The sequence below is a fragment of the Streptosporangium sp. NPDC002721 genome, from assembly GCF_042888905.1.
Taxonomy (GTDB): Bacteria; Actinomycetota; Actinomycetes; order Streptosporangiales; family Streptosporangiaceae; genus Streptosporangium.
Window position 1 is genome coordinate 86,409 of the sequence record NZ_JBIAQI010000030.1, and the last position, 21,456, is coordinate 107,864.

The 21,456-nt window shown below is 69.7% G+C and carries 16 protein-coding genes; 5 read left to right on the plus strand and 11 right to left on the minus strand.

Translation table 11 applies throughout. The annotated features are described in order from the left end of the window. Nucleotides 1-22: 22 nt before the first annotated feature. The 7 genes from ACFYWM_RS35985 to ACFYWM_RS36015 all read right to left on the minus strand — a co-directional run bounded on the left by ACFYWM_RS35985 (nucleotide 23) and on the right by ACFYWM_RS36015 (nucleotide 9,416). On the minus strand, nucleotides 23-1,261 hold the full coding sequence (locus tag ACFYWM_RS35985) for a glycosyltransferase 87 family protein (protein ID WP_389923410.1): 1,239 nt from the start codon (nucleotides 1,259-1,261) through the stop codon (nucleotides 23-25). 228 nt (nucleotides 1,262-1,489) lie between these two features. Then, on the minus strand, nucleotides 1,490-3,385 hold the full coding sequence (locus ACFYWM_RS35990; RefSeq protein ID WP_389923412.1) for a ricin-type beta-trefoil lectin domain protein: 1,896 nt from the start codon (nucleotides 3,383-3,385) through the stop codon (nucleotides 1,490-1,492). A 585-nt stretch (nucleotides 3,386-3,970) separates the two neighbouring features. Next, entirely contained in the window at nucleotides 3,971-4,921 is a 951-nt protein-coding gene (sigJ, locus tag ACFYWM_RS35995) for an RNA polymerase sigma factor SigJ (protein ID WP_389923415.1), read from the minus strand. Continuing rightward, a complete protein-coding gene (locus ACFYWM_RS36000) occupies nucleotides 4,911-5,360 on the minus strand; it encodes a hypothetical protein (protein WP_389923418.1) in 450 nt (149 codons plus the stop codon). The genes sigJ (ACFYWM_RS35995) and ACFYWM_RS36000 overlap by 11 nt, the downstream gene beginning before the upstream one ends. Nucleotides 5,361-5,951: 591 nt before the next feature. Then, the gene (locus tag ACFYWM_RS36005) at nucleotides 5,952-7,157 is read right to left on the minus strand and encodes a cytochrome P450 (RefSeq protein WP_389923420.1); all 1,206 of its coding nucleotides are present in this window, start codon (nucleotides 7,155-7,157) and stop codon (nucleotides 5,952-5,954) included. Between the two features lie 37 nt (nucleotides 7,158-7,194). Beyond that, nucleotides 7,195-8,409 (minus strand): alpha/beta hydrolase family protein, encoded by a 1,215-nt coding sequence (locus ACFYWM_RS36010; RefSeq protein WP_389923422.1) that lies wholly within the window; start codon nucleotides 8,407-8,409, stop codon nucleotides 7,195-7,197. Between the two features lie 776 nt (nucleotides 8,410-9,185). Beyond that, entirely contained in the window at nucleotides 9,186-9,416 is a 231-nt protein-coding gene (locus ACFYWM_RS36015; protein WP_389923425.1) for a hypothetical protein, read from the minus strand. On the opposite strand from ACFYWM_RS36015, the gene ACFYWM_RS36020 reads away from it, so the two are divergent. Continuing rightward, the gene (locus ACFYWM_RS36020) at nucleotides 9,415-10,143 is read left to right on the plus strand and encodes a sigma factor (RefSeq protein WP_389923427.1); all 729 of its coding nucleotides are present in this window, start codon (nucleotides 9,415-9,417) and stop codon (nucleotides 10,141-10,143) included. The genes ACFYWM_RS36015 and ACFYWM_RS36020 overlap by 2 nt on opposite strands. A gap of 114 nt (nucleotides 10,144-10,257) precedes the next feature. Further along, nucleotides 10,258-11,307: an NAD(P)/FAD-dependent oxidoreductase gene (locus ACFYWM_RS36025; protein ID WP_389923430.1), complete on the plus strand. Its 1,050-nt coding sequence runs from the start codon at nucleotides 10,258-10,260 to the stop codon at nucleotides 11,305-11,307. Between the two features lie 94 nt (nucleotides 11,308-11,401). Here the strand turns inward: ACFYWM_RS36025 and ACFYWM_RS36030 are convergent, their stop codons facing one another. Next, nucleotides 11,402-12,013, minus strand: coding sequence for a GntR family transcriptional regulator (locus tag ACFYWM_RS36030; protein WP_389923433.1), 612 nt, complete (start codon nucleotides 12,011-12,013; stop codon nucleotides 11,402-11,404). A 59-nt stretch (nucleotides 12,014-12,072) separates the two neighbouring features. Here ACFYWM_RS36030 and aceE point away from each other — a divergent pair, with 59 nt between their 5' ends. Then, a complete protein-coding gene (aceE, locus tag ACFYWM_RS36035; protein ID WP_389923436.1) occupies nucleotides 12,073-14,526 on the plus strand; it encodes a pyruvate dehydrogenase (acetyl-transferring), homodimeric type in 2,454 nt (817 codons plus the stop codon). Between the two features lie 86 nt (nucleotides 14,527-14,612). Beyond that, the gene (gene sigJ, locus ACFYWM_RS36040) at nucleotides 14,613-15,515 is read left to right on the plus strand and encodes an RNA polymerase sigma factor SigJ (RefSeq protein WP_389923439.1); all 903 of its coding nucleotides are present in this window, start codon (nucleotides 14,613-14,615) and stop codon (nucleotides 15,513-15,515) included. Between the two features lie 165 nt (nucleotides 15,516-15,680). On the opposite strand, the gene ACFYWM_RS36045 is transcribed toward sigJ (ACFYWM_RS36040), so the two are convergent. Next, on the minus strand, nucleotides 15,681-16,364 hold the full coding sequence (locus ACFYWM_RS36045; RefSeq protein ID WP_389923442.1) for a hemerythrin domain-containing protein: 684 nt from the start codon (nucleotides 16,362-16,364) through the stop codon (nucleotides 15,681-15,683). A gap of 848 nt (nucleotides 16,365-17,212) precedes the next feature. On the opposite strand from ACFYWM_RS36045, the gene ACFYWM_RS36050 reads away from it, so the two are divergent. Beyond that, a complete protein-coding gene (locus tag ACFYWM_RS36050) occupies nucleotides 17,213-17,725 on the plus strand; it encodes an RrF2 family transcriptional regulator (RefSeq protein ID WP_389923479.1) in 513 nt (170 codons plus the stop codon). A 158-nt stretch (nucleotides 17,726-17,883) separates the two neighbouring features. Here ACFYWM_RS36050 and ACFYWM_RS36055 read toward each other — a convergent pair whose 3' ends face one another. Both ACFYWM_RS36055 and ACFYWM_RS36060 read right to left on the minus strand, forming a co-directional pair. Continuing rightward, entirely contained in the window at nucleotides 17,884-20,193 is a 2,310-nt protein-coding gene (locus tag ACFYWM_RS36055) for an FdhF/YdeP family oxidoreductase (protein ID WP_389923445.1), read from the minus strand. A 50-nt stretch (nucleotides 20,194-20,243) separates the two neighbouring features. Beyond that, nucleotides 20,244-21,374, minus strand: a complete 1,131-nt coding sequence (locus tag ACFYWM_RS36060; protein WP_389923447.1) for an aromatic ring-hydroxylating dioxygenase subunit alpha — start codon at nucleotides 21,372-21,374, stop codon at nucleotides 20,244-20,246. Between the last annotated feature and the right edge of the window lie 82 nt (nucleotides 21,375-21,456).

A 21,456-nucleotide genomic window follows, 5' to 3' on the forward strand; every position in this document is an offset into this window, starting at 1 on the left:
CGTCAGGATGCCTTGATGTGCTTCAAGTGGTTTCGCGGCGGTCGGCTGCCGGGTCACGCCGGGGTCGGGCCATGTGATCCTGGCCGTTGAAGATCTCCGGCCGTCCTCCGGCACGTGCCTTCCTCTGCCGCCGGTCGCTCCGGCCGGAACAAGCCGCGAGTGCCAGCAATGTCGACAGCCCGCTGAGCACGTAGCTGCCCATCAGCGACATCAACCACGTTCCAGCATGGGACGGATACACGAGAAGTGTCGTCAGGGTGACGTATCCGGGCAGCAGGAAGACGAACCACAGGAGCCCCACGCCCGCCTTCTCCAGTGTGGAGTCCGCGCGCTGTGCCCAGAGCACCAGGAGCGGTACGCACCAGACCCAGTGGTGCGGCCAGGAGACGGGTGAGACGAGCAGCCCCACGACGGCGCAGGCGGTGATTCCGGCGAGCTCGCCCGCCTTCCTCGCGGTCCGGGCGGCGACCAGGAGTCCGCCCGCGCCGACCACCGCGCACAGGGCGAGCCAGAGAGGCACGACGGGCCAGGAGCCGGGCACGAGCATGAGCACGCCGCGGAGCGATTGGTTGAAGACATCCACGCCCTGCTCGGCGGCCACCCGTTGCGTGTCGAAGAACGCGCCACCCCAGTAGTCACGCGAATCGGCGGGCAGCAGCAGGAGTCCGAGGACGACCGTGCCGAGAAAACCGAGACCGGCCATCAGGGCGGCCCGGAAACGGCGCCTGACGAGAAGATAGGGGATGAATATCAGCGGGGTGAGTTTGATGCCGGCGGCGATGCCCGTTCCTATGCCGTGCCACTTCTCCTTGCCGTGCGTCAGGTCCACGACTGTCACCAGCAGCAGGAGGATGCCTATTTGACCGTTCCACAACGTCAGCGCGACCGGATACAGGGGAAGCGTCACGGCGACGACCAGCAGGGTGCGGGTCGCCCGGCGGCCACGGTCCTTCACCGTGTTACGGCCGACGAGAATCCATACCACCACCTCCAGGGCGAGTATGGAGATCAGCACCCAGAGGGCGACGGCGACCTCCGTCCCGACCAGGGCGAGGGGCGTGAACAGCATCGCCGCGAACGGTGAGTAGGTGAACCTCAGATCTCTCCCACCCACGATCAAGTCGTAGACAGGGGTGCCCCGCAGTACCGCCGCCCCGCCTTCCCGATAGACCTCCAGGTCGATCCAGCCCCTCGCGTAGGTCGCGTTGAAGGCGAAGGCCGCCAGCGCGCCACCCAACGCGATCAGGACTCCGCATGCCATCGGGAAAGAGCCGCCGTCTCCCCTGCCCGGACGAATTCGCGGACCGGCTGACACCGAAGCAGGCATGGCGACTCCCGACTTAGCTGCGGTGCACGCTAGCCACGCGGGCTTGTCGAAAGCTTGTCGTGCCTGCCCTGCCGTGCCTGCCTCACCGTGCCTGCGTCGCCTTGCCCGTGCCGCCACCCCGGCGCAGGAGGAGCGCCCGTGCCGGGGTGGCGGGAGATTCGCCTACACCGGATAGCCCCACGACTGGTTCCCGCCGCCGACGCAGTCCCACACCTGGAGGCGGCGGCCGTTGACGCTGTCGCCGTACGACAGGTCCAGGCAGCGGCCGGACCACGCGTTGCGGTACGCGTTCCCGACCCGGGTCCAGCGTTGCTGGGGTGCCCCGTTGCACGCCCACACCTGCAGCGGGGCGCCGTTGCCGATGACTTCGGCGGGCTGGTCGACGCACATCCCCCCGATGCCGAGTGACCCGTTCTCGTTGTGTCTCCACTGCTGGTTCGGCCCGTTCCAGCAGTCCCAGATGCGGACGGCGGCGCCGTTGGTGGCGGCCGGGTCCATGTCGACGCATTTGTTCGTCCCGTTCCAGCGCATCTCGCCCGTTCCACCGGCCGCCGGAGCCCATATCTTGTCGAGGCGGTGGAAGGTCAGCGACACCAGCGTGACGTCGCCGCCGGCCGCGTAGGCGGAGATGCCCAGGCTGCCGGCTCCGGAGTCGAAGTTCGTGTTCTCCGTGTACGAGAGCCGCCCGTCGTTGCCGAACGCCTCGACCTGGCCGCGGTCCACCAGTACGCGCATCCTGATCCGGTTGCCGACCGGGGCGAGCGGCTTTCCCTCCATCTGCCGCAGGGCGCGGTTGTAGGCGATGGTCCGGTCGCTGGACCCGTTCGCGCGCTGGTGCAGCCGGAACCCGAACTCGGCGGCCGTGGCGCCGGTGAGGTCCCACTCGGAGATCAGTTCGTAGGTGTCCGCGTTGACGCCGTTCAAGGGGTCCGTGCCGTCGTTCGTCGTGATCGTCCGCGTGCCCCACGTCTGGGCGGGCTGACGGATCGCCGAGATCTCGCCGACGGGAAGCCGGGTCACCCGCAGGCCTTCCGGGAAGCGGCGCAGGGAGAGCTGGGCGGGGAAGGACGCGTTGCCGGTCCAGGTCGAGCCGCGGTTGCCGGGTTGCCAGAACATCTGGACGACCCGGTTCGTCGGGAGGTTCGTGAAGGTGAGGCCCGCGTACACCGAACCGTCGAATCCGGCGCGTCCCTGGTCCATCCGCTGCGGCGCCGGGAAGCCGGGGTCCGGGACGAACACCCCGTCGCCGTTGAGAGTGCCGACCGCGTACTCGCCCTGGGCGTCGTTCAGGACCCACCTCTGGTCACCCGTGTCGCCGTCGACGGGCAGCTGGTAGATGTCCGGGCACTCGAACGCCCAGTCGGCGCGGTACTCACCGCGGTAGGTCCACGCGAGCAGGTTCGTCGAGCTGAAGAACTTCAGGGTGTTGCCGCCCTCGTTGCCCCAGAACACCATGCCCCAGCGGTTGCGGGCGGCGTCCCAGAAGACCTTGGGGTCGCGGCTCTCGTACGGCGTCGAGATGACCTTCGCCCCGCCGTCGTACATCTGGAAGCGGTTGCCGCCGTCCGTGCTGTAGGCGATGGAGACTCCGTTGGTGTTGGTGAACAGCAGGATCGGGTCGTGGTCCCCGTTCTTCAGGCCGGTCGCGTTGCGCGTGTCGACCCAGCCGCCGCCCGAGAAGAGCGTGGCGTCGTGCACCCCCGGCTCCAGGGCGATCGGCTTCTGCGTCCAGTGCACGAGGTCGGGGCTGGTCGCGTGCCCCCAGTGCATGGTGTCCCAGTTCAGGCCGTGCGGGTTGTGCTGGTAGAACAGGTGGTACGTGCCCCGGTAGTACAGCGGCGCGTTGACGTCGTTCATCCAGCCGCTCTGCGAGCTGAAGTGGAACTGGCCGCGGAACGGTTCGTCGTAGGCGGTGGGGGCGTAGGGATACTCGGGATAGTCGGCGGGCACTCCCGCCCGCGCCGTACCGGCGGGGACGGCGACGAGGGCGACCGCGGTCATCACGGCGCAGAGGATCGCGGAGACGACGCGACGGCCTGGTAACGCGAATGTGGACATCGAGCTGCGCACCTTCTGTCGAGGACGGGCGGGGGTGTCGGGGCCTGTCGAAGCTCGGGTGGTGGCGATCTGTCCTTACGGGATAGCGGGGAAGTCAACGTTGACATATGTCAACGTTGACACCCGCTGCCAAATGGATGGTGAACTCCGCGGGACGAAACGTCAATGCCTTCCGCGCGCGACAAGGCGGCGATCTCGACGGGGCCTGCCCGCGCTCCCGGAAAAAAGCGGGCCGCGCCCTTCAGCCGGGTCTCCGTACTCGGTGAACGCCTCGCGGACGCCTTCCCCGCCGGGAGCCCCCGGCCGGGCGGGCCGACGGGTTCGGCGTCGGCCGAGGTCGCGTCCCAGGGCCTACATGGACTTCGGATCTTCAGGTGGGCTGAAGGCTTCGGATCCACAAGATGGCTCCGCGTAGATGAAGGCCGGCGAGGCGGCTTTCGGGGTCTTGTCAGTCGCCGGGCAGCGCCTCGAAAGCGGCGTCCTCGACCTCGCCCCGCCGCATCATGCGCGGACCGTCCGGAAGACGACCGAGAATGGCCATGCTGGTCCTGTTGCCGTACCGGTCGACGCGGAAGGTCCGACCTCTCAGAGGCCGGACCCCTTCCAGGCATGGAGTTTGTCCGGATTTACGATCACCCAGATCTGGGTGATGCGGCCACCGCGGACGGCGAAGGCCATGATGCCGTTGACCTCGCCGTCGGCATGGCTGACCAGGCCGGGGCAGCCGTTGACGTTCTCCTCGGTGAGTTCCCGGGCGAACCTGTTGCGGAGCAGGCCGAGGAAGTAACGCGCCGTCTTCTCGGGGCCGAGGATCGGCCGTAGGGCCGCGCGGACCTTTCCCCCGCCGTCGGCGCGCACGGTGACCTGGGGGTCGAGCAGGCCGATCAAGGTGTCGAGGTCGCCGTGTTCGCAGGCGTTCCTGAAGGCGGAGACGATGCTGCGGTGCTGGTGGGTGCTCACGGCGCGGCGCCGGTCGGAGCGCAGGTGGCGCCGGGCCGAGGCGGCCAGCTGGCGGCTGGACTCCGCGCTACGCCCCACGATGCCGGCGATCTCGGTGTGCGGCAGGTCGAAGACGTCGTGCAGGATGAAGGCGACCCGCTCGGCGGGGGTGACGGATTCGAGCATGACGAGCATGCCCATGCTGACGGAGTCGTCGAGAGCCACCCGCTCGGCGGGATCGCCGGAGCTGTTCCTGCCGGTGCCGCCCCACCGGGAGTCATCGGGCAACGGTTCGGGCAGCCAGTCCCCCACGTACCGCTCCCGGCGGGCCCGGGCCGAGCCGAGCTGGTCCAGGCAGATCCTGCAGGTCACCCGCACCAGCCAGGCGACCGGCGACCGGATCTCGCGCCGCGCCTCGTCGGACAGGGCGAACCATCGCGCGAAGGCCTCGTGCACGACATCCTCGGCCTCATGCGCGCAGCCCAGCATCCTGAACGCGATGTTGACCAAGGTGACGCGCTCATCCATCATCACGGCGGTGTGCTTGTCGAAGATCAGGCGCAGGGAGGAGGCGTCCTGCCCCCGGTCAGCCGGCACGACGACTCTCCCGCGTTTCGTTCCGCGGCCGGGTGAAGGTGCCCTTGATCGCCCCGTCCGGCACGGTGACGTCCCGGGGCGCGCACCGCCGGCGCAGGTCGGCGACGTGGTCGACCGGCACGGTCGAGTGCACCAGGACGACACCATCGGGAGCCATCCCGCGCGGAATACCGTCCTCGCCCAGGACAACCTCGCCGACCTCGCCGACGTCGCGTTCGTCGAAGACGCGGATTTTCGCCACGTCGCTGTCGCGCCCTACACCGGCCGGAGTGCCTGCCCACGGAGCGGTCCCCCGGAACGGCTTGGGGCTCGCCTCGCGCCGGGCCCGCGGCGTCGTCGGAAAACCCGTGTCGACGACGCGCCGCGCCACCGGCTCACCGATGTCCCCTGGATCTGCGAAACCCGCCCTGAGCTGCCGCTCGATCTCACGATTCGTCATATGCCATCCCCGCTTTCTCCTGTACCAGGAAGTAGTCCAAGGAGGGAAGCGATCAAGGGGGCGCCGCGGCGCCGGTATCGTCAGGGCCCTCTTCCGCCCCTGGCGTCACGGCTGTCGGGCCGAGAGTGCGGCCGGACCGAACCGGGTCACCGCACGCGCCGCCGCGTCGCCCTGTCGTGCTCCCTCACGAACGCGCCTCCACGCTCACGTGCCGACCCACGGTCGCTCATGAGCACCGTGCGCTTTCCTCATCACCCCGTCTCCTTCGGTCTCCTCCTTCTCCTTCGACGGAACAGGACCGTCCGTTGTGATGACGTTCGCGGTACGGCTGGAAAATCTTTGCCGTGCAGGCCGTCTGAACGCGACGTTGACCAGGGTGACGCGCTCATCGGGCACGACCGTGCCGCGCCCGTCGAAGATCGGGCGCAGGGAGGAGGCGGTCCGCCCCCGGTCAGGTGGCACCACGGCACTCCTTCGCGATCCAGCTGGGCGTACCACAAAAATCTCCAGGTCACCTTTTGCCCGATTTATGCCGCTGTGCGCCATATTCATCCCCTATTGCGGGCAAAGAGCTTTTGACGTCGCCCAGACTCAGCGCAGGTGTACGGGCAGGGCGGTCAGCCCGTTCATGACCATGGACGCGTAGCGGGTCACGGTGCCGGGGCCGGTGTCGAGCCGCAGGTGGGGGTAGCGGGCCAGCAGCGCGCCAAGGGCGATGCGGGCCTCGACCCGGGCCAGGGACGCGCCGAGGCAGTAGTGCATGCCGTGGCCGAAGGCCGTGTGCGGGGTGCCTTTACGGGTGAGGTCGAGCCGATCGCCTTCGGGGAAGTGGGCCGGGTCGCGGTTGGCCGCCTGCAACGCGATGATCACCGTCTCGCCTGCCTCGATCCTCACGCCGCCCACCTCGATCGGCTCGGCCGCCACGTACGGCGTCGTGGTCTGCACCGGACCGTCGTAGCGCAGCAGTTCCTCGATCGCCGCATCGAGCAGTCCGGGATCGTCGCGGAGCAGGGCGAGCTGGCCGGGGTTGGCGAGCAGCGCGTACACGCCGTTGGCGATCAGGTTGACCGTCGTCTCGTGCCCGGCGATCACCAACAGGAAGACCATCGAGGTCAGCTCGTCCTCGCTGAGGCGCTCGGCGCCGTCCCTGGCGGCGATCAGGTCGGAGAGCAGGTCGTCCCGCGGGATGCGGCGCTTGCTCGCGATCAGGTCGCGGGCGAAGGCGAGCATCGCGGCGGTGGCGGCCTCGCACTCCTGGTAGCCGTAGATTCCGGGCGAGACGATCGGAGCCGTCCATCGCCGGAAGTGTTCCCGCAACTTCTGGGGGATGCCCAGCACTTCGCCGATGACCCCCATCGGCAGCGGAAGAGCCAGCGCGGACACGAGGTCGACCGAGTCGGAGCCGTCACATGCCGACAGCAGGTCGTCGGTCAGCTTCTGGATCCTCGGGGCCAGTTTTTCGATCCTGCGCCGGGTGAATACCGAGGTCACCAGCTTGCGCAGCCGGGCGTGATCCGCCCCATCGGCCAACAGCATGTGCGAGTAGGCCCCGCGGGCCAGTTCCTGCGGCAACCTGGCCGCGTACGTCCCGTACTGCCAGCCGCCCTTGACCAGCCGTGGGTCGGACAGCAGCGACCGCGCCTCCTCGTGTCCGGTGATCAGCCACCCGATCGGTCCCAAGCGCGTCGCCACCGGATGGGCGGGTCCTGTGCTCAGGAGCTCGGCGTAGATCGTGTCACGCTCACCGTCGCGGACGGCGGTGAACGGGCTGGCGCACGCGGCGCGTACCGTCAACATGCCTTCCCCTCCAACCTGTGTTGTGTGTGGCCTGCTGCTATCGGGTCTTGTGGCTGTTGAGCCAATTGACGACGTCGGTGGCCGCGCCGCCCTGGCTGCGGGGGGTCAGCACGGAGTAGTGGTCCATGCCCGGGTAGAGGCGGAACTCGGCCGCGGTGCCGGCCGCGCGAGCGTTGCGAACCGCCTGCCTGGTCACCGCCATCTTGATGGACGGGTCCCGGTCACCCTGGAGCAGCAGCATCGGGCCAGGAGTCCTCCCGCGCGGCACGCTCTGCGCGTCCAGCCAACCTTGCAGCCGCAGCGCCGCCTCGGGGGTCTGCGGGGTGAACTGGTAGTCGTTCAGCTTGTCGCCGAAGTCGGCCGAGAAGTCCTCCCAGATCTTCGCGGTGCAGTCCGTCTTCACCTTGGGCAGCATGGCCATCGCCTGATCGCCGAGGAACCGCTCGTACCGCAGTCCGGTGTGCACGGTCTTCAGACCGTGCAGGGCCAGCAGGTAGAAGCCACGGTCCACCGGAGAGGGCGAACCGTAGTTGTAGGCCTGCCCGACATCGGTCACCGGTGCCAGCCCGACCGTGCCCCGGAAATCGAGGCCCTTCCCCCAGCTCTTGGAGAGTTCCCCGGCGGCGATGGCGGCCTGCCCGCCCTGGGAATGCCCGACGGCGAACCACGAGGTCGACAACGTCGAATCGGCCTGGACCGCCGCGCGAACGGCGTCGATCACGCCACGGCCCTCGCTGTCGGCCACGATGTAGGGATGCTCACCGGCGGTGCCCAGACCCTCGTAGTCGGTCGCGGCCACCGCGTAACCGGCCTTCAGCAGCTCCGCGACCAGGGCGCTGTAGCCGTACAGGTCGACCTTGCCGTCCTTGTTCGGGGTGGTGGACGGGGCGCACCGATCGCTGATGCCGCTGGACCCGTGGGCCCATGACACCACCGGCCAGCCCCCCTTGGGGGCCCTGCCTTTCGGCTTGAGGAGCACTCCGCCGACCACGATGTCCTCACCGCTCAGCGACCTGGACCGATAGACGATCCGATCCGCCCGCGCGGTCACCGAGCCGAGCACCGGGTCGAGGTCGGCGATGGCCTTGGCCGACACCAGGCTCCCCGGGCCTTCGCCTTCGGAGCCGCCCACCGTCCGCACCGTGGTCGTGGCGTCTTCACCGCCGGCATGGGCCGGAAGCGTGATCACCCCGGACAGGGTCGCGGCCACGGCCACGCTGAGCGCGGTGGCTCGGAACATCCTGGCTTGCATTGGATCATCTCCTGCGTTCGTCCGGTCGCTGTTCGCGAGTCCGGAGTCGTTGTCACCGTCGGGACGGATCAGAACGGGGCCGGCGTGACAGGTCCCACAAGATGTGAGCTCGACCACACGCCCGCCTCGTTGCCGGCCGGTACCGCGATCACCGGTCGTTGTGACCGGGCTGAGTCGTCGCCGTCGGTGTGTCGACGGATCGGAACGGGGCCGGCGTGACGGGTTTCACGAAATGTGAGCTCGACCACACCTCCGCCTCCGCCGACGCAAGCCTGCGGACGGACTCGTTCTCAGTGCGAGCATCGGGCCCTGTCTGGCAGGCGGAGTGCTACGAGCGGTGCGACCATGATCCGCACGCCCCCTTCTTCCCGCGTCCTGTCGGCTCATCGCTCAGTACGACGGGACAGCGCGACGTTGTGTGATGATTTCCGGGGTGCTGCCGGAAGATCTCGCCGGCTCCTCCGCTTGAGCCGTTGGCGTCCGTCCCGCACGGTGTGCTTGAAACGGTGATCGAGCCGATCGCTGGTGAGCCGCGCCACGGCCCGCACCTCATGGAGCGTTCCGCGAGTGTGTGCCCGGTCCCGATCGGGGTGGTGGCGTCTCAGCGTGGTGGTCCGGCACCGAACCAAGGGCCCTCATCCACGCCACACGCGACATCGCCGGCCGATTCCCGCGTGTTCACCTCACTCGGAGGACCCCTGCGTCGTCGTTAGGACATGAGCCTCACGCAACTGTGGAAAGTCCGCCTCCTGTGCGGCGGCTACGCGGCCGTAGTGTCAGACCGCCTCTCCAAAACGATCCGGGCGGCCGGCGGCGTGCCCTGCGGCACCGTACTCGGTGACCGGCTCGGTGACCGGCTCGGTGACCGACTCGGTGACCGACTCGGTGACCGACTCGGTGACCGGCGCAACGAGATCGGCGACCGGCACGTTCGCCGGACGCCGGTCCGGGAGCGCCGCCGCGCCGGCGCCTGGGCCGGGCCCGTTCGCCGTCGTCGTGTGCGTCATGTCTGAGCCGCACCGGCCTGTGCGCTGCGCCGGCGCGGGGATCAGCACGATCGTGGGTGAGCGGCGGCTGCTGGGTGAGGTCGCCGAGCGCCTGCTCGGTTCGGCACGCGACGCCGAGGACGTGGTGCGCGAGACCTACGCCCGCTGGTACGCGATGCCGCAGGACGTGCAGGAAGAGGTCGGCTGGCCGACCGCCTGGCTCGTCAGCGTCGCCAGCCGCCTGTGCTGTGACCGGCTGAACAGGGCACGTCCGATTCCGCCGCGTGCGGCCGGGCGCCCGCGTCCCGGGGAAGGCGCGACCGGTGGCCGACCGGCGGGCGCCCGGACGCCCGGGCGCCGGCGTGACCGCGTCGTCCAGGTGTTCAAAGATGCGTGCGAGGGGACGGGCGAGGTCGCCGGTCTGGCCGCCCTGCTCGCTCCCGGCGTCGTCGTGATCACCGACGGCGGCGGCCGGGTACGTGTCCCGCTGCAGCCGGTCAGCGGCACCGAGCAGGCCGCGCGCTACCTCCTCGGCCTGTTCGGCGGGCAGGCCGAGGTGACCTTCGCGGAAGCGTCGATCAACGGCGGGCCGGGGCTCGTCGTCCGCGTGGCCGGCACCACGGCCGCGGTCGTCGTCCTGCACCTCTGCGACGACCTCATCACGGACGTGTGGATCGTGATGAACCCCGACAAACTCGGCGCGTTTCGAGGGCATGACGACCCTCCGACGGACACAACGCGGACATGATGACGTGAGCCCTGGACGACGGCGTCCAGGGCTCACGTTCGCGCCGGCCACATCTGTCCTTATGTATGGCCATGCCATTCCGTCGTAGATGCAGAGCCTGAAAGGAGACAGGCAATGTCAAAGCACATTTTGATCGTAGGGGGCGGATATGTCGGCATGCACAGTGCCATGAGGCTGCGTAAGCTCGTCCGTTCCGGCGAAGTGAGCGTCACGCTGGTGGATCCGCACAGCTCCATGAACGACCGGCCGGTCCTCGCCGACGTGGCCGGCGGCACGGTCGAGCCGTGCTTCGCGACCGCCCTGCCCGCAAAGGTGCCCGCAGAGGTGCCCGAGGAGGTGCGGGTGCTGAACGGGCATGTCACGCCGACGGCCCACGAGGCCCGCACCGCCGAGTTCCAGCCGGCCCAGGGCCCACCCGGTGTGATCTTGTACGACACCCTTGTCATGACGGCCGACCTGATCACTGGAGAGCCGCCCATCCTGGGCTTGGCGGAACACACGATCGGCTGCAAGGACGGCTTCGAGACCGTACACCTGCGCAACCACGTGCTGGCCCAGCTCTCGGCCGCCTGCACCGACGATGAGCGGGCAAGGCGCAGGGCGCTGACGTTCGTGGTGGTCGGAGGCGGATTCTCCGGCGTCAAGGCGCTGGCCGAGATGCAGGTACTGGCCGAGGAGGCCCTGACCTGCCACAGATCGATCAATCTCACCGACCTGAGCTGGATCCTGGTCGAGGCCGGTGACGACATCCCGCCCGAACCGCGGAAGATTCTCGCCCACCGCACCGCGGACGTGCGGCTCGGCACCCGGCTGACATCGGCGGCCGGCGGGGTGGCGGTGCTCTCGGACGGGACGAAGCTCGACGCGGGCACCCTGGTGTGGGCCGCGGGTGAGCCGCCGAGCTCGTACGTGGCCGAGAGCGTGCTGCCGGTGGACCGCGGCGGCCGGATCATCACCACCGAGTACCTGACGGTGGCGGGCGTCGCCGACGCGTTCGCGGCCGGTGAGGGCGCCGCCGTGCCGGACCCGGACCGGCCGGGTGAGTTCATCGAGCCCAGCGCCCGGTACGCGGTACGGCAGGCTCGGCTGCTGGGGCGCAACCTGGTCGCGCACGTGCGGGGCAGGCGGCTCAAGCCGTACCGCCACACCGCTTGGCGCCGGTGAAGCCGGTCGAGCCCGGCACTCCAGCGCGCGCCAGGCAGGTGGACGACGCCACCACGGCGGGCAGGCGGCCTCGTCCGGAAACGGGCGGTCGCGATCAGCCAGGCGCGGCGTAGCCGAGGATGTGGTCGCGAAGCAGGACCCCCACCCCGGGGTCCCCGCGTTCGAAAGCCGCCACGAGCGGTTCGTGGTCGGCGGCGTTCTCGCAAGGCCGCATCCGGAACAGCCGTACCGACAGATGTGTCCACACCTCGATGCCGAGCGACTCCCACACCTCCAGGAGCACGTCGTTGCCCGAGGCCGCGACGATCTCGCGGTGAAACGCGACGCCGTGGCGTACCTGGTCGACCAGGGAGGAGGCGGCCGCGGCGTGGTGCAGGCCGGCGAGGTGGGCCCGCAGCGCCTCGACGGGCGGGGGACGCAGCCGCACGGCTGTCTCCTCCAGGCCCGCCCGCACTTCGTAGATCTCGCGCAGGTCGGTCACGGTGAGCCGGCGGATCCGCGCGCCCTTGTGCGGCGAGGACTCGACGAGCCGGAGCGCCTCCAGCTCGCGCAGCGCCTCGCGTACCGGAGCCTGGCTGACGCCGAGCTCCGCCGCCATGCGCCGTTCCACCACGCGGTCACCGGGCCCCAACCGGCCGCTGATGAGGCCGTCGAGCACAGCCTTCCGGATCTGATCACGAAGCGGAATTCGTGTGACAGTTTTCACAGGTCAATAATGGCAGACATAAACACCCGATGATCGATCATCGGGTGTTTACTGGAAGCATGGAGAAGGACAACGACCCGCAGGAGACCGCGGAATGGCTGGAATCGCTGGAGGCGGTCCGCCGGGCGGCAGGTCCGGAACGGGCCGAGTACCTGCTGAAGCGGCTGGCCACGAGCAGCCGGTACATCAACACCGTGCCGACGTCGCAGGAGCCCGGCTACCCCGGTGACCTCGAACTGGAGGAGCGGATCGCGGCCTACGACCGGTGGAACGCGGCGGCGATGATCACCAGGGGCAGCCGGTTCGGGCTCGGCGGCCATCTGGCCACCTACGCCTCGGCCGCCTGGCTGTACGAGGTCGGATTCAACCACTTCTTTCACGGCGGTCATGACCAGGTGTACTTCCAAGGTCACGCGTCCCCGGGCGTCTACGCCCGCGCGTTCCTGGAGGGGCGGCTGACCGAGGGGCAGCTCGACCTGTTCCGGCGCGAGCCCGAGGGCGGGCTGCCGTCCTATCCGCATCCGCGAAGCATGCGCGGGTTCTGGCAGTTCCCCACGGTGTCCATGGGCCTCGGACCGCTCAACGCGATCTACCAGGCAAGGTTCAACCGCTACCTTCACAACCGCGGTATCAAGGACACCTCGCTCAGCCGCGTATGGGCCTTCCTCGGCGACGGCGAGATGGACGAGCCGGAGTCCACGGCGGCCCTCACCCTGGCCGCCCGCGAAGGACTGGACAACCTGACCTTCGTGATCAACTGCAACCTGCAGCGGCTCGACGGGCCGGTACGCGGCAACACCAGCGTCGTGCAGGAGCTCGAAGGTGTCTTCAGGGGCGCGGGCTGGCACGTCGTCAAGGCATTGTGGGGCGCCGAATGGGACGGGCTGCTCGGTTCGGACGAGCTGGTGTCCCGGCTGGGCGAGATACCGGACGGGCAGTTCCAGACCTTCGCCGCCTCGACCGGGGCCTACATCAGGCAGCATCTGTTCCACGGGCTGGACGTGCCGTACTCCGACGAGGACCTGCGGCGCATCGTCGGCGGCTCCCGGGCCGGCCACGAGCCGCGCAAGGTGCACGCCGCCTACCGCCGCGCCCTCGACCACCAGGGCGCGCCCACGGTGATCCTCGTGCAGACCGTCAAGGGGTGGACGCTCGGGGCAGGCGTGGAAGCGCGCAACGCCAACCACCAGATGAAGAAACTCACCCAGGACGAGTTCCGGACGCTGCGCGACCGGCTCGGGCTGCCGGTGCCGGACGAGGCGCTCGACGCGGACCTGCCGCCGTACCTGCATCCCGGGGCCGACTCGCCCGAGGTCCGCTACGTGGCCGAGCGCCGCCGCGCGCTGGGCGGGCCCACCCCCAGCCGGACCGTCTCCCACCGGCCGCTGCCGGCGCCTGCCGAGGGACCGTTCCAGTCCCTGCACAAGGGGTCCAAGCAGCCGATGGCCACCACGATGGCCTTCGTCCGCCTGGTCAAGAACCTCATGAAGGAGCCGGAGACCGGGCGCCGCTGGGTGCCCATCGTGCCCGACGAGGCCAGGACCTTCGGCATGGAGTCGCTGTTCCCCACCGCCAGGATCTACTCGCCGCTGGGTCAGCGTTACGAATCGGTCGACCGGGACCTGCTGCTGTCCTATCAGGAGGCGGTCGACGGCCAGCTCCTGATCGAGGGCATCACCGAGGCGGGATCGATGGCGTCGTTCACGGCCGCCGCCTCCAGTTACGCCACCCACGGCGAGGCCATGATCCCGTTCTACATCTTCTACTCGATGTTCGGCTGGCAGCGGACCGGCGACCAGATGTGGGCGCTGGCCGACCAGCTCGGCCGCGGATTCCTGATCGGCGCCACCGCGGGGCGGACCACGATGACCGGCGAGGGACTGCAGCACGGCGACGGGCACTCCCAGCTGATCGCCTCCACCAACCCCGCGTGTCTCGCCTACGACCCCGCCTTCGGCTACGAGGTCGCGGAGATCGTGCGCGAAGGGCTCCGGCGCATGTACGGGCCCGACGGCGAGGACGTCTTCTACTACCTCACCCTCTACAACGAGCCGCTTCCCCAGCCCGCGATGCCCGAGGGCGTGCGCGAGGGCATCCTCAAGGGCATCTACCGGTACTCCCGCGGCGGCGGCCAGGCCCATCTGCTCGCCAGCGGCACCGCGATCCACTGGGCGCTGGCCGCGCAACGGCTGCTCCAGGAGGAGTACGGCGTGGGCGTCGACGTCTGGTCGGTCACCTCATGGAGCGAGCTGCGCCGCGACGCGATGACCTCCACCGCGGTTCCCTACCTCCAGCGGGCCCTGGCCGGGACCGAGGGCCCGGTGATCGCGGTCAGCGACTGGATGCGCGCCGTGCCGGATCAGATCAGCCCGTGGATCGACCGGCCGTGGACCTCCATCGGCACCGACGGGTTCGGCCTCTCCGGCACCCGGGAGTCCGTGCGCGAGCACTTCGGCGTCAACCCGCGTTCGATCGCCGACGCCGTGCTCAAGTCCGTCGAGGGGGCCGGCTGAAGATGACCGGCCCGGCGACCGGCTTGAGGCGCGGTGGTCGCGAAGCGCGTTTCGGCTGCTCCGCGGTGCCTGTCTATACTTCTGCGGTGCCAGAGGACCCAGATCGGCCCGGCGACGACGGCGCCACGGTGTTCGAGCAACACCGCGGCATGCTCGTGGGCGTCGCCTATCGGTTGCTCGGCGGCTTCGCTGACGCCGAGGACGTGGTTCAGGAAGCGTGGTTGCGGTGGTCGGGTGTGGACCGGTCGGCGATCGAGGCTCCCGACCGGTTTCTGCGCACGGTGGTCTCCCGGCTGTCGCTCGACCGGATGCGCATGGCCTACCGCCATCGGGAGGCTCACGTCGGTCCATGGCTGCCCGAACCGGTGCTCACCCAGGAGGGACAGCCGCTGGGTCCCGCCGAGACCGCCGCGCAACGCGAAACGCTGTCGTTGGCCATGCTGCGGCTTCTGGAGCGTCTTTCCGTGCCCGAACGCGCGGTGTTCGTCCTGCGCGAGGCCTTCGATCTGCCCTACGAGGAGATCGGCGAGACCCTCGGGCTGAGCGACGCCCATGCCCGGCAACTGTACCGGCGTGGTTCCCATCGCCTGGCCGACGGCCGCGAGCGTTTCACCGTTGACCCAGGTATGCACCGTGACCTGGTGGAACGGTTCCTGGTCGCGGCCCGTACCGGCGAGAGGAGCGTTTTGGAAGGGCTTCTGGCCCGAGACGTGACGTTGTGGAGCGACGGTGGCGGCAAGGTGAGCACCGCGCTGCGGCCGGTGTCCGGTGCCGAGCGAGTCGCCCGGTTGTTGATCGGGACGATCGCCAAGCACCGTTCCTCTGTCGACTTCCGGATCGCGGAGTTCAACGGCCAGGCCGGACTGCTGATTCGTCTGGGTTCGCACTGGCAGGTCTGCTCGTTCGAGGTCGCCGGCGGTGTCATCACGGGCGTGCAGTGGATGGCCGACCCGGACAAGCTTGAGCGGTCCGGCGGCGGCGTGCGCTGACCCACGGAACGCCTCCGGTGCGCGAACGGCCGGCCCAGGCGGCCCGCGGAACGAGAAGACCGCTTCGGCCGCGTTCGCGATCCCGCCGGGCTGCCGCCGGCCTCCTGCCGGTGGGACGCGAACGCCGTGGAACGGTGATCGCGGGCGGCGCCCCGGCGGACCGCGTCAGGTGCCGACGCGGGGTGGGGTGGCGGTTCCGTGGACGCGCCTGGCATGGCGGGCGTAGAGGCGGCGTCCGAGGACCGGTACGAGCAGGCGGACCGGCCCCGGGGCCTCCGCGAGCACCGTTTCGATCACCTCGGGATCGCCCTCGTACATCATCACGCCGAAGACGAGCGGCAGTTCCTTCTTCGGGGTCTTGGCCAGGCCGTGCTCGCCGAGCTGTCCCCACTCCGCGGCGGTGACGTACTTCTCGGCCAGCGGCAGGATCTCCTTCTCCTCCATCCTCATGTGCTCCAGGAGCACGGCCAGCAGCCGGTCGAGAACCTCCGCGAGTTCGGCGCCGCCCCGCCCGGTGGCGCGCCAGCCGGGAAGCAGCGCCGTCACCCGCGCGTGGGCCTTCTCGATGGCGTGGTGCTGCTCCTCCATCGCGGGCACGATGGCCGCGGTCTCCTCACCGCCGCGATCGAGGAGCTTCGGCCACAACACGTGGTCCTCGCCCTCGTGGTGCAGGTGCAGGACGCGGCACATCAGCTCGGCGTGGGCTCCGACGACCTCGGCACGCCGGACGTCGCCCGGCGTGACGTCGGAGACGAGCCCCGGGAGCAGCGTGAACTCGCGACGCATCGCGGTGTGTGCCATGTACATGTCGCGAACATCGGCCATGGGCCCGTCGGCGATGGGAAGCATTGAAACCTCAACAGATTGTTTGATCGGATGTCGTTTCAGGTTGTGCGGGGCGAAAGACGCTCCCCCTCGATCGCCGGTAATCGGCGAGGCGATTGACCATCAATGACAATAAATAATCCCGACAAAGTGCACCGTTCTCGATAAATGTTGTTCGTCGCGCACGAGGGTTGAGCAGCGGCCCTGGATCGTCGCGGATCGCGTACGGCCTCACGGCCGATCGAGGTGAGTGGGCGGCCTCTGACCTCCACCCCGCCGGAGAGCTCGGCTCCGCGCTCCATCTCCCTCTTCCGCGCTCTTCACCCGGTACGACGACACAGGGCAGGGATTCGTGATGATCCCGTCAGGATCGCCGCCCCATGGCGAGCGCCTCGGCACCGGATCACGGGTGTCCAGCCGGCACCATCACACAAAGACGTCCTGTCTCGTCGTGTCGGGTAGGAGCGTGGGGAGAATCGTCCACCACCGGGCATCGATCCGCCTCGTCACGTCAACGGGAACGGCAACGGGAGGAGCGGTTCGATGTCCCCGCAGAATACGAAGAGGGTCGACCCGAGCGTCGCCGCGGCCGATGTGATGCTTTCGGCGATCGCGGCGGGCACTGTCGAGCCGGCTTTCGCGTCCGTACCGGCGGCCGGGAACAGCCGGCCCTTCGCCCACCCGCCCGTGCGACACCCTGACCGGCCCGCCCACGGCCCCGGCGTCGGGCGCGCGGGGCGCCGAGGTCATCGGGGGCTGCGCGCCGAACCGGGGTCTCCTGACGCGGGCCGGGAACGGGAGATCCTCGGCCTGCCCCGGCCAGGTGTTCCGCCGTATCACCGGAACACGGTGAACGCGGTGAACGCGTGAAGATGTCCAGCGGGGTCGAGTGGGCACTGCACTGCTGTGTCGTCCTGACCACGGTGCGAGAACCGGTGCCGGCCGCGCGGCTGGCGCGGTTGCACGACGTCTCGCCCAGTTACCTCGCCAAGCACCTTCAAGCCCTCTCGCGCGCCGGACTCGTCCACTCGGTCCAGGGCAGGGCGGGCGGCTACGTCCTCACCCGCTCGCCCGAGCTGATCACGATGCTCGACATCGTCGAGGCCGTCGACGGGCCGGGCTCGCCCTTCGTCTGCACCGAGATCCGCCGGCGCGGCCCGCTGGCAGCCGCGCCACAGGCCTGCACCACACCCTGTCCCATCTCCCGCGCCATGGCCGGTGCCGAGACGGCCTGGCGAGAGGCCCTTCGCTCCGTCTCCGTGACCGACCTGGCCCACGACGTCGGCTCGGACCTCGGCCCCGGCGCACTGGCCGGGATCAGGACCTGGCTGGACGCGGGCGAGGCCGAACCGGGAGCCCTGGCCCCGGGCTTCCAGGCAATGTGAGCCGACCCGGCCCCTCACCCGGAAAAATGCCTTCGAGCTGGAAGGATCGAGCTTTGACAAGGCCCCCGAAAGCTGCCTCGCCGGCCTTCATCTACGCGGAGCCATCCTGTGGATCCGAAGCCTTCAGCCCACCTGAGGATCCGCAGTCCGTGCAGGCCCTAGGAACCGCCGGGGGACGAAGAACGGCGAACGAGCCTGACCACGACGCTCTTGGAGGTGGGCGTGTTGGAGGTCTCCGCGACCGAGTCGAGCGGCACCAGCACGTTGGTCTCGGGGAAGTACGCGGCGCAGCAGCCCCGGGCGGTCGGGTAGGCGACCGCGCGGAAGGACTCCGCCCTGCGCTCGCCGTCGGGCCACTCGCTGACCAGGTCCACCATGTCGCCGTCGGCCAGGCCCCGCTCGGCCAGGTCGTCGGCGTGCGCGAAGACCACCCGGCGGCCGTTGCGGATGCCCCGGTAGCGGTCGTCCATGCCGTAGATCGTGGTGTTGTACTGGTCGTGGCTGCGGACCGTCTGCAGCAGCAGCCGCCCCGGCGGGACCCGCAGCACCTCCAGGTGGTTGACGGTGAAGTTGGCCTTCCCCGTCGCTGTCGGGAAGCGGCGCTCGTCGCGTGGGGCGTTGGGCAGCGTGAAGCCGCCCGAGAGGCGGGCGCGCAGGTTGAAGTCCTCGAACCCGGGGACCACCCTGGAGATGCGGTGGCGGATCACGTCGTAGTCGGCGAACTGCTCCCAGGGCACGTGCGGGTCGGCGCCGAACAGCTCCGTCGCCAGGCGGCAGACGATGTCGACCTCGGAGAGCAGGTCGCCGGAGGCGGGCGGCAGGTTGCCCCGCGAGGCGTGGACCATGCCCATGGAGTCCTCGACCGTGACGAAGCGGCCCGCGCGGCCGCCGGGCGCGACGTCGCGTTCGGTGCGTCCCAGCGTGGGGAGGATGAGCGCCTCCCGCCCGCACACGGCGTGGGAGCGGTTGAGCTTGGTCGACACCTGCACCGTGAGCCGGGCCCGGCGCATCGCCTCCTCGGTCACCGCCGTGTCGGGGGTCGCGGCCACGAAGTTGCCGCCCATCGCGACGAAGACCTTCGCCCGCTCCGAGCGCAGCGCGCGGATCGCCTCCACGGTGTCGAAGCCGTGCTCGCGGGGCGGCTCGAAGCCGAACTCGTCGCGCAGCGCGTCGAGGAACCAGGCGGGCGGTCTCTCGTTGATGCCCATGGTGCGGTCGCCCTGGACGTTGGAGTGGCCGCGCACCGGGCACACCCCCGCCCCCGGGCGGCCCACGTTGCCGCGCAGCAGCAGGAAGTTGACGACCTCCCTGATGGTGGCGACGGAGTTCTTGTGCTGGGTGAGCCCCATCGCCCAGCAGACGACGACCGACTTCGCGCCGAGCACCTCCCGTACGGCCTCCTCGACGGCCGGGCGGTCCAGCCCGGTCGCCTCCGCCACCTCCGCCCAGTCCAGGGAGCGCAGGTCCTCGGCCCACTTGTCGAAGCCGTGGGTGTGGGTCTCGACGAAGGCGCGGTCGACCACGGTGCCGGGGGCGGCGTCCTCGGCCTCGAGCAGGAGCAGCGACATGGCCTGGAAGAGCGCGAGGTCGCCGTTGAGACGGATCTGCAGGAACCGGTCGGCGAGCGTACTGCCCTTCCCCACCAGCCCGGAGGCCTTCTGTGGGTTCTTGAAGCGGAGCAGCCCGGCCTCGGGCAGCGGGTTGACCGCGACGATCCGGGCACCGCCGCGCTTGGCCCGCTCCAGCGCCGACAGCATGCGCGGGTGGTTGGTGCCGGGGTTCTGGCCGACCACGAAGACCAGGTCGGCCTGGTAGAGGTCCTCCAGCGAGACCGTGCCCTTGCCGATGCCGAGCGTCTCGTTCAGCGCCGAGCCGCTGGACTCGTGGCACATGTTGGAGCAGTCGGGCAGGTTGTTGGTGCCGAACCTGCGCACCAGCAGCTGGTACGCGAACGCGGCCTCGTTGGAGGTGCGGCCGGAGGTGTAGAACAGCGCCTCGTCGGGGCTGTCGAGGGCGCGCAGCTCGCGGGCGATGATGGCGAACGCGTCGTCCCAGGTCACCGGCACGTAGTGGTCGGAGCCCTCGGGCCGGTGCATCGGCTCGGTGAGCCGTCCCTGCTGGCCGAGCCAGTAGTCGGTGTGCCGGGCCAGGTCGTCCACGGTGTGCCCGGCGAAGAAGTCGCGGGTGACCCTACGGACGGTGGCCTCCTCGGCCACCGCCTTGGCGCCGTTCTCGCAGAACTCGGCCGGGCTGCGGTGCCCGCCCTCGGGCCAGGCGCAGCCGGGGCAGTCGAAGCCCTCCTTCTGGTTGACCACGGCCAGGGTGCGCAGGGTGCGGCCCACGCCCATCTGGGCGTTCGCGGCCCTCAGCGACCGGGTCACCCCCGGGATCCCGGCGGCCCACTCCTTGGGCGGGCCGACCTCCAGGCCGTCCTCGTTGACGTCGTCGCGCGGAGCCTTCCTGGCCATCCTCGCGCCTCCTTCCGGCCGATCACCCTTGAGCGCACACTACAGGCGGCTCAGCCGGGGCCGGTCCCCAGCCTGCCGAGCACCCAGTCGTGGAAGGCCCCGATGTGGTGCTCGCTGGGCACCAGGACCCCACCTTGAGCGTACGCCCGCGAGTTCATCGCGGGCTGGCAGCGCTCGCAGGCCTCGAAGTCCTGGACGTTGACGCGGTGGAAGAGCTCGACGGACGGGCCGAGGTCCCTGCCCGAGTCGACGACGTCGCCGAGGAAGAGCCAGTCGCACTCCACGATCGTCCGGTCGGCCGCCAGCGGGAACATCCGGTGCAGGATCACGTGGTCGGGCACCAGGTTGACGAAGACCTGCGGCTTGATGGTGATCGCGTAGTAGCGGCGGTCCTGGTCCTCGCCGACCCCCGGGATGCGGTCCACCCCCTCGGAGCCGTCGACGGTGAACCCCCGGATCTCCTCGCCGAACTCGGCGCCGTGCCCGACGAAGGACTGCGCGGCGTACCCGTCGGCGAACTCCGGCAGCACCTCGGTGAGCTCGGGGTGGATCGTGGCGCAGTGGTAGCACTCCATGAAGTTCTCGACGATGAGCTTCCAGTTGGCCTTCACGTCGTAGACGATCCTGCGGCCCACCCGGAGGTTGGCGATGTCGTAGTTCTCGATGGACCTCTCGTCGCCCAGCCGGTGCGTCGCCTCGGCGATCACGTCCGCCTCGAACGACGGCGGCTCGTCGGCCAGGCACACCCACACGTACCCGATCCACTCGCGCACGTGCACGTTGACCAGCCCGTACTCCACCCGGTCGAGGTCGGGCATCCTGGTGAGGTTCGGGGCGGCGATCAGCCTGCCCTCAAGGTCGTAGGTCCACGCGTGGTACGGGCACTGGAAGGACCGCTTGACCTCGCCTGACTCCTCGGTGCGTATCCGGGCGCCCCGGTGGCGGCACACGTTGAGGAAGGCCCGGATCGAGCCGTCCCTGGCCCGGGTGACGAGGACACTCTCGCGGCCCACCTGGACGGTCCTGAAGGCCCCCGGTCTGCCGAGGTCGGACGCGCGGGCGACGCAGAACCACATCGCCTCGAAGACGCGGGCCTGCTCCAGGGCGAAGACGTTCTCGTCGGTGTAGTAGCCGCCGGGCAGGGTGGCGATCACGCTGGGGGGCAGGCTTCTCGCGGTCACGATCGCTCCTCTTCACGCGGTGCTCGCATTTGCGTGCCGTGCTCGTGTTCTTCGCGCCGTACTCGTTCACGCCGTACTCGTT

Coding starts and splice junctions, on each gene's coding strand:
- ACFYWM_RS35985 (WP_389923410.1), bottom strand. CDS start 1,261: ATGGCATGCGGAGTCCTGATCGCGTTGGGTGGCGCGCTGGCGGCCTTC.
- ACFYWM_RS35990 (WP_389923412.1), bottom strand. CDS start 3,385: ATGTCCACATTCGCGTTACCAGGCCGTCGCGTCGTCTCCGCGATCCTC.
- ACFYWM_RS36000 (WP_389923418.1), bottom strand. CDS start 5,360: ATGACGAATCGTGAGATCGAGCGGCAGCTCAGGGCGGGTTTCGCAGAT.
- ACFYWM_RS36005 (WP_389923420.1), bottom strand. CDS start 7,157: ATGTTGACGGTACGCGCCGCGTGCGCCAGCCCGTTCACCGCCGTCCGC.
- ACFYWM_RS36010 (WP_389923422.1), bottom strand. CDS start 8,409: ATGCAAGCCAGGATGTTCCGAGCCACCGCGCTCAGCGTGGCCGTGGCC.
- ACFYWM_RS36020 (WP_389923427.1), top strand. CDS start 9,415: ATGTCTGAGCCGCACCGGCCTGTGCGCTGCGCCGGCGCGGGGATCAGC.
- ACFYWM_RS36015 (WP_389923425.1), bottom strand. CDS start 9,416: ATGACGCACACGACGACGGCGAACGGGCCCGGCCCAGGCGCCGGCGCG.
- ACFYWM_RS36025 (WP_389923430.1), top strand. CDS start 10,258: ATGTCAAAGCACATTTTGATCGTAGGGGGCGGATATGTCGGCATGCAC.
- aceE (WP_389923436.1), top strand. CDS start 12,073: ATGGAGAAGGACAACGACCCGCAGGAGACCGCGGAATGGCTGGAATCG.
- ACFYWM_RS36045 (WP_389923442.1), bottom strand. CDS start 16,364: ATGCTTCCCATCGCCGACGGGCCCATGGCCGATGTTCGCGACATGTAC.
- ACFYWM_RS36050 (WP_389923479.1), top strand. CDS start 17,213: ATGTCCAGCGGGGTCGAGTGGGCACTGCACTGCTGTGTCGTCCTGACC.
- ACFYWM_RS36055 (WP_389923445.1), bottom strand. CDS start 20,193: ATGGCCAGGAAGGCTCCGCGCGACGACGTCAACGAGGACGGCCTGGAG.